The organism is Cellulosimicrobium sp. Marseille-Q8652 (assembly GCF_965112045.1).
The window spans coordinates 24,096-30,552 of sequence record NZ_CBCOPS010000005.1; the positions used below are offsets into that span (position 1 = coordinate 24,096).

8 protein-coding genes are annotated in these 6,457 nt (G+C 72.6%); 2 read left to right on the plus strand and 6 right to left on the minus strand.

The window, feature by feature from the left end; translation table 11 throughout:
- Positions 1–9 precede the first annotated feature (9 nt).
- The gene (locus ACWPWV_RS20090) at positions 10–579 is read left to right on the plus strand and encodes a DUF5063 domain-containing protein (RefSeq protein WP_454044737.1); all 570 of its coding nucleotides are present in this window, start codon (positions 10–12) and stop codon (positions 577–579) included.
- A 21-nt stretch (positions 580–600) separates the two neighbouring features.
- Here the strand turns inward: ACWPWV_RS20090 and ACWPWV_RS20095 are convergent, their stop codons facing one another.
- Entirely contained in the window at positions 601–1,146 is a 546-nt protein-coding gene (locus ACWPWV_RS20095) for an SRPBCC family protein (RefSeq protein ID WP_454044738.1), read from the minus strand.
- Positions 1,143–1,508: an ArsR/SmtB family transcription factor gene (locus tag ACWPWV_RS20100; protein WP_454044739.1), complete on the minus strand. Its 366-nt coding sequence runs from the start codon at positions 1,506–1,508 to the stop codon at positions 1,143–1,145. Before ACWPWV_RS20100 ends, ACWPWV_RS20095 begins: the two co-directional genes overlap by 4 nt.
- Before the next feature lie 84 nt (positions 1,509–1,592).
- Between ACWPWV_RS20100 and ACWPWV_RS20105 the strand changes: the two genes are divergently transcribed.
- The gene (locus tag ACWPWV_RS20105) at positions 1,593–2,405 is read left to right on the plus strand and encodes a TSUP family transporter (protein ID WP_454044740.1); all 813 of its coding nucleotides are present in this window, start codon (positions 1,593–1,595) and stop codon (positions 2,403–2,405) included.
- Positions 2,406–2,465: 60 nt separating this feature from the next.
- Here the strand turns inward: ACWPWV_RS20105 and ACWPWV_RS20110 are convergent, their stop codons facing one another.
- The 4 genes from ACWPWV_RS20110 to ACWPWV_RS20125 are packed head-to-tail and all read right to left on the minus strand — an operon-like array spanning position 2,466 to position 6,288.
- Positions 2,466–3,629 (minus strand): ABC transporter permease, encoded by a 1,164-nt coding sequence (locus ACWPWV_RS20110; RefSeq protein WP_454044741.1) that lies wholly within the window; start codon positions 3,627–3,629, stop codon positions 2,466–2,468.
- 3 nt (positions 3,630–3,632) lie between these two features.
- Positions 3,633–4,616: an ABC transporter permease gene (locus ACWPWV_RS20115; protein ID WP_454044742.1), complete on the minus strand. Its 984-nt coding sequence runs from the start codon at positions 4,614–4,616 to the stop codon at positions 3,633–3,635.
- A complete protein-coding gene (locus tag ACWPWV_RS20120; protein WP_454044743.1) occupies positions 4,613–5,428 on the minus strand; it encodes an ABC transporter ATP-binding protein in 816 nt (271 codons plus the stop codon). Before ACWPWV_RS20120 ends, ACWPWV_RS20115 begins: the two co-directional genes overlap by 4 nt.
- Positions 5,425–6,288, minus strand: a complete 864-nt coding sequence (locus ACWPWV_RS20125; protein ID WP_454044744.1) for an ABC transporter ATP-binding protein — start codon at positions 6,286–6,288, stop codon at positions 5,425–5,427. The genes ACWPWV_RS20120 and ACWPWV_RS20125 overlap by 4 nt, the downstream gene beginning before the upstream one ends.
- Positions 6,289–6,457: the final 169 nt, after the last annotated feature.

Genomic DNA, 6,457 nt, shown 5'->3' on the forward strand with positions numbered 1-6,457 from the left:
GGGACCGGCATGGGCGAGATCCAGCACGACCCGGAGCTGCGCGAGATCGCCGAGGAGACCGCCGCGGAGGCGCGCGCGTACCTCACGACGACGGCGCAGGTCGCGGCGGGAGCGACGCCGGGGGCGGTGCTCCCGCTCCTTCTTCTCGCGCTGTCCGACGTCCTGGCGGTGGGCGCGCGGCTGGGGGCGATGGGCGACGTCGTGCCCGTCGAGCGGTTCGAGCCGGACGCCGGCCCGGACACCGACCTCGACCCCCTGCGCACCGCGTTGTCCCGGCTGTTCGACGGCTTCGACGACTACGTGGAGATCACCGACCCGCTCGTCGGCGCCGAGGTCGGTGCGGCGTCGTTGTCCGGCGACCTGGCGTGCGTCGCCGAGTGCCTCGCGAAGGGCCTGCAGCACTTCGAGGCGGGGCGCGAGCTCGAGGGCCTGTGGTGGTGGCAGTTCTCCTACGTGTCCCTGTGGGGCGAGCGCGCGGCGAGCGGTCTGCGCGTCCTGCAGAGCGCCCTCGCCCACCTGCGGCTCGACGTCGACGACGACGTCGCGGCCGAGGCGGAGTACGACGCCCTCCAGTCCTGAGCCGCGGCGTCCGCCCTCCGATCAGGACGAGGCGTCCGCCGCCCGACCGTAGTGGTCGGCGAGGTCGGCGAGGTAGGGCTCCCACTCGACGGTCGCGGCGTCGCGTCCCTCCCTTACGGCGACGAGACGGTCGAGGTAGTACTCCCATCCCGGGCCGATGTTCCGCGCGTCGTCGGACGGGCCGAGCACCTGGCGGAACGTGAGGGTCGTGACCCCGTCCTCCTCGGCGAGGTCGAAGGCCAGGTGCCAGGTCTCGTCGCCCACGGACGTGTCCCCGGCGAACCGGTGCGGGGGCTCGCACCGGGTGATGCGGTACTCCTCCGGCTCCGGGTCGTCGCTCTCCGCGGTCATGAAGAACTGGATGCGACCGGTCGAGGGGTCGCCCTCCCAGTACCCGATCCACCGGGCGAGCCGCTCCGGCTCGGTGAGGCTCGCCCACACGTCGGCCGCCGCGGCGCGGAACGTGCGCGTGAGGACGAGCTCCGGGCCCGCCGGTCCGTGCTCGACCGTCCCGCGCGGGACGGGACCGGCCGCACCGGGGCCGGTCGGGGTCGTCGGGTCGCTCATGCGCTCTCCTCGTGTCGGGCCGTGACCGCGTCGGCACGGCGCTCTCGGGTCGTGCGGCGGACCTCGAGGTCGAGGCCGTCGAGGGCTCTCGCGGGGACGGGCGGCACCGGCCGGCCGAGAGCGGTGACGAGCTCCCGCACCGGCGACAGGGCCTGCGGGCGCAGCGAGTAGACCCGGCGCCTGCCCTGCGCGACGGCGGTGACGAGCCCCGCCTCGCGCAGGACCCGCAGGTGCCGGCTCACGCCCGGCCGGGACACGGTGGGCTGCGCCGCCGCGAGCTCCCCGGCGGTCAGGTCCCCCCGGCGCAGCGCGCGGAGCAGGTCCCGCCGGACCGGGTCGGACAGCGCCTCGAACACGTCCACCCAGGAAGCGTAACCGATAGGTTACGCGTTGTCGCGGTCCTCCCTGCGGCACGACCGACGCGCGCGGCGTGGTACCACTAGGGGGTGCTGCCCGCCTTCGTCCTCCCGTCCACCGGCGGGCTCGAGATCGACGGCCTGACGATCGCGCTGCTCGTCCTCGCGGCGCTCACGGCGGGATGGATCGACGCCGTCGTCGGCGGGGGCGGTCTCGTCCAGCTCCCCGCGCTGCTGCTCGTCCCCGGCATCAGCCCCGTGCAGGCGCTCGCGACGAACAAGCTGGCGAGCATCATGGGCACGTCGGTCAGCGCCGCGACGTTCTACCGGCGCGTCGGGCCCGACCTGCGCACCGCCGGGCCGATGGCGCTCGCCGCCCTGGTGGGCGCGATCGGGGGAGCGGCCCTCGCGTCCCGCATCCCCGCCGACCTGTTCACGCCGATCATCCTCGTCGTGCTCGTGGCCGTCGCCACCTACACGGTCGCGAAGCCGAGGCTGGGCCACGCGACGAACCTGCGCTGGGAGGGCAACGGGCACCGGTGGGCCGCCGCGGGCATCGGGCTCGTCATCGGCACCTACGACGGCCTGCTCGGTCCGGGGACCGGCACCTTCTTCGTCATCTCGCTCGTGAGCATCCTCGGCTACGCGTTCCTGCCCGCGTCGGCCCTCGCGAAGATCGCCAACTTCGCGACCAACGCCGGTGCGCTGATCTTCTTCGTCCCCTACGGCGCGGTGCTGTGGGGCCTCGGCCTGGTCATGGGCGCCGCGAACCTGCTGGGCGCCTACATCGGCGCGCGCATGGCCGTGGCGAAGGGGAGCGGGTTCGTCCGCGTGGTGTTCGTCGTCGTGGTCGGCGCGCTGATCCTCAAGCTCGGGTCCGACGTCGTGCGCGACCTCGTCTGAGCCGGTCGCCCTCGGCGGCGGGGGTGCTGAGCGGCCCCCGCCCGCTCTCGCGCACGGCGGTCACACCGAGCGGTGCGGCCATCCCGTCGCGACGGTCTCCTCGTCCTCCCCGTCGGTCGCGATCCGCGAGGTGTCCGCCTCGTCCGGCGCGGGGGAGTCCGGCGGTGGCGGTGCCACGCTCCGGTCGAGGAGGTCGGGCCGGTCGCTCACGGTCGTGACGCCGCTCGTGACCGTGTAGCCCTTCCTGCGCGCCGCGCGGGCGCGCTCGCCCGCCGACCGCAGGCGCGGGTTGACGTACTCGTCGATGCCGAAGTTGACGAGCGACAGCGCCATGCCGAGCAGCGCGATGCACAGGCCGGCGGGGACGTACCACCACCAGTAGTCGGGGAAGGCGCCGTTCTGCTGCGCCCAGAAGAGGATGGTGCCCCAGTTGAGGTTGGTGATGGGGATGACGCCGATGAACGCGAGCGTCGTGAGGCCCAGGACCGCGGCGGTCACCGTGCCGACGAAGCTCGACGCGATGATGGCCGTGAGGTTCGGGAGCATCTCGACGGCGATGACGCGGTGGATCGGCTCGCCGTTCGCCCGCGCCGCCTGGATGAAGTCGCGGTTGCGCAACGACATGGTCTGGGCGCGCAGCACGCGCCCTCCCCACGCCCAGCCCGTGATCGCGAGCACCGTCGAGATGAGCAGCAGGCTCGGGTTCTCGTACTGGGACGCGACGATGATCATGAGCGGCAGGCCCGGGAGCACGAGGAAGACGTTCGTCAGCGCGGACAGCGACTCGGAGCGCCAGCCCGAGACGTACCCGGCCGTGACGCCCACGGCCACGGCGACGAGCGTCGCGATGACGCCGGAGACGAAGCCGACGACCAGCACGCCCCGCGTGCCGTAGATGATCTGGCTCAGGACGTCCTCGCCCATGTGGGTCGTGCCGAGCCAGTGCTGCCCCGACGGCGGCTGCTTGAGCGCCGAGAAGTCCTTGTCGAGCGGGCCGTACGGCGCGACCAGGTCGCCGAAGACGGCCAGCACGGTGAAGAAGCCGAGGATCGCGAGGCCGGTCAGCGACTTGCCGTTGCGGAACATCGCGAACCCCCGCCCGAGACGGGTCGAGCGCGTGCGGCCGCGCGGTGCGGCGCCTCGCGGACCCGTCGGGACCGCCGTCGGGGGCGCCGTCGGACCGGAGGTGGCCGTGCCGTTCGTGGAGGTCGAGGTGGACGTCATGGCTCAGGCCTCCGTCGCGCGGGTGCGGGGGTCGAGGGCGGCGTGCGCGACGTCCGCCAGGATGTTCGCCACGAGGACGGACAGCGTGATGACGAGGAACAGGCCCTGCATGAGCGGGTAGTCCTTCGCGTTCGTGGCGTCGAGGAGCAGCTTGCCGACGCCGGGGTAGGAGAAGACGAGCTCCATGACGAGCGTGCCGCCGACGATGAAGCCGAGGGACAGCGCGAAGCTCGACAGCTGGGGGAGGACGGCGTTGCGCGACGCGTAGCCCGAGAGCACGCGCCGGGGGCTCAGGCCCTTGGCCTGGGCCACGGTCACGTAGTCCTCGTCGAGCACGGTGATGAGCATGTTGCGCATCCCGAGGACCCATCCGCCCAGCGACGCGACGACGATCGTCAGCGCGGGCAGCGTGCCGTGCTGGACCACGTCCCACGCGAACTCGAAGGACCACTCCGGGCTCGCCCCCTTGCTGTACGCGTGGGAGGCGGGGAACCAGCCGAGCGCGCTGGAGAAGACCGCGATCGCGATGAGGCCCATCCAGAAGTACGGCACGGTCGACATGAACGTCGCGACGGGGACGATCGCGTCGGCGCGGCTCCCGCGGCGCCAGCCGACGATCGCACCGAGCGTGCTGCCGAGGAAGAAGCTGAGGATCGTCGCGATGCCGACGAGGCCGAGCGTCCACGGCAGCGCGACCGCGATGACGTCGCCCACGGGCGCGAGGCCCTTGGAGAACGACCGGCCGAGGTCGCCGGAGAGCATCAGCCTCCAGTAGTCGACGTACTGCTGGAGGAGGGACCTGTCCTCGTCGAGCCCGAAGAGCGTGCGCAGCGACGCGGCCGCCTCGGGGCTGACCTTGCCCTGGTTCTTGGCCAGGTAGGCCGACACCGGGTCGCCCTTCATCATGCGCGGCAGGAGGAAGTTGATGGTGATGGCCGCCCAGGCCGTGAACAGGTAGAAGGCGGCGCGGCGGGCGAAGAATCTCACGGTCGGCTCCTCGACGCGTCGGTCGCCGGGCCGGTGCCGGAGAAGTGGACCTCCGGGTTCGGCGAGGCGTCGCGCAGCGCGCGGGTGTAGGGGTGCTGGGGGTCGAGGATCACGTCGTCCGCGGGGCCGTGCTCCACGACCACGCCGTGGTGCAGGACCATGATCTCGTCGCTGAAGTGCCGGGCCGTCGCCAGGTCGTGCGTGATGTAGAGGACGCCGAGGTTCGACACCCGCTGGAGCTCGGCGAGCAGGTTGAGCACCCCGAGACGGATCGAGACGTCGAGCATCGAGACGGGCTCGTCGGCGATGAGCAGCGACGGGCGCGAGGCGAGGGCGCGGGCGATCGCGACGCGCTGGCGCTGGCCACCGGACAGCTCGTGCGGGCGGCGCTCCACGACACCGGCGTCGAGGCGCACGCGATCGAGGAGCCGGTGCACCTCGTCGTCGACCTCGTCCTTCGGCACGACGTCGTCCAGGAGCAGCGGCCGCTCGAGGTGGTGCCGGATGGTGTGCGACGGGTTGAGCGAGGCGAACGGGTCCTGGAAGACCATGCGGACCTGCTGTCGGTAGCGGCGCAGCGCGCGCCCCCGGTGGGGGATCGGTGCGCCGTCGAGCAGGATGTCGCCCGACGTCGCGCGCTCGAGCTGCGTGAGGATCTTCGCGATCGTCGACTTGCCGCTCCCGCTCTGCCCCACGAGCGCGACCGTGCGCCCGGACGTGAGGGTGAAGCTGACGTCGTCGAGGGCGAGCAGGTCGCCCGCGCCGCGGACGCGGTAGCGCTTGCTGACGTGGGAGAGCTCGAGCGTGGTCATGCGACCGCACCTCCTGCCGCGCCGGCGTGGTGCCCGCGGACGAACCCGCCGCGCTCGCCCGTGAGGCTCGGGAACGAGCCGAGGAGCGTGCGCGTGTACTCGTGCTGCGCGTGGTGGTAGATGTTCGACGCCGTGTCGAGCTCGACGATGCGACCCTGCCGCATGACGGCGATGCGGTCGGAGATCTCGAGCAGCAGCGGCAGGTCGTGCGTGATGAAGATGACGGAGAACCCGAACTGCCTCCGCAGCTCGGAGATCTGCTGGAGGATCTCGCGCTGCACGAGCACGTCGAGCGCGGTCGTCGGCTCGTCCATGATCATGAGCTGCGGCTTGAGGGCGAGCGCCATCGCGATCATGACACGCTGGCGCATGCCGCCCGACAGCTCGTGCGGGTAGGAGCGCAGGCGCTCGCGGCCCACGCCGACGAGGTCGAGCAGGTCGCCGCACTCGCGTGTCCGCTCGGCGCGGCTCATCGCGGGGCGGTGCGTCTCGAAGACGTCACCGAGCTGCCGGCCGATCTTGGTGACCGGGTTGAGCGCGTTCATCGCGCCCTGGAAGACCATCGACGCCTTGTCCCAGCGGAACCGGCGCAGCTCGGTCTCCGAGAGGCGCGCGATGTCGACGTCCTCGCCGGACTCGTCGTGGAACACCGCGTGCCCCGACGGGATGACGGCGGGGGGCTTGAGGAGGCGCTGGACGCCGTACGCGAGCGAGGTCTTGCCGCACCCGGACTCGCCGGCGAGACCGAGGATCTCGCCGCGGTGCAGCGTGAAGGAGACGTCGCAGACGGCCTCGACCGGGGGGTCGACGTCGTAGACCACGCTGAAGTCCGTGACGGTCAGCAGGGGATCGGTGTTCACTCGTCCAACCTGTTCGTGGGTGCGGGTGGTGCGGGGCGCGTGCTGCGCCCGGGGGTGCGGCGGGCGGGCCTGGCGCCGGGGGTTCGGGGGCGACCCCGCCCGCTCCGGGCCCGCCTCGCGCGCCGGCCAGCACCGCGTCCCGCTGCGGGGGGGGCTCAGGACGCCCCCG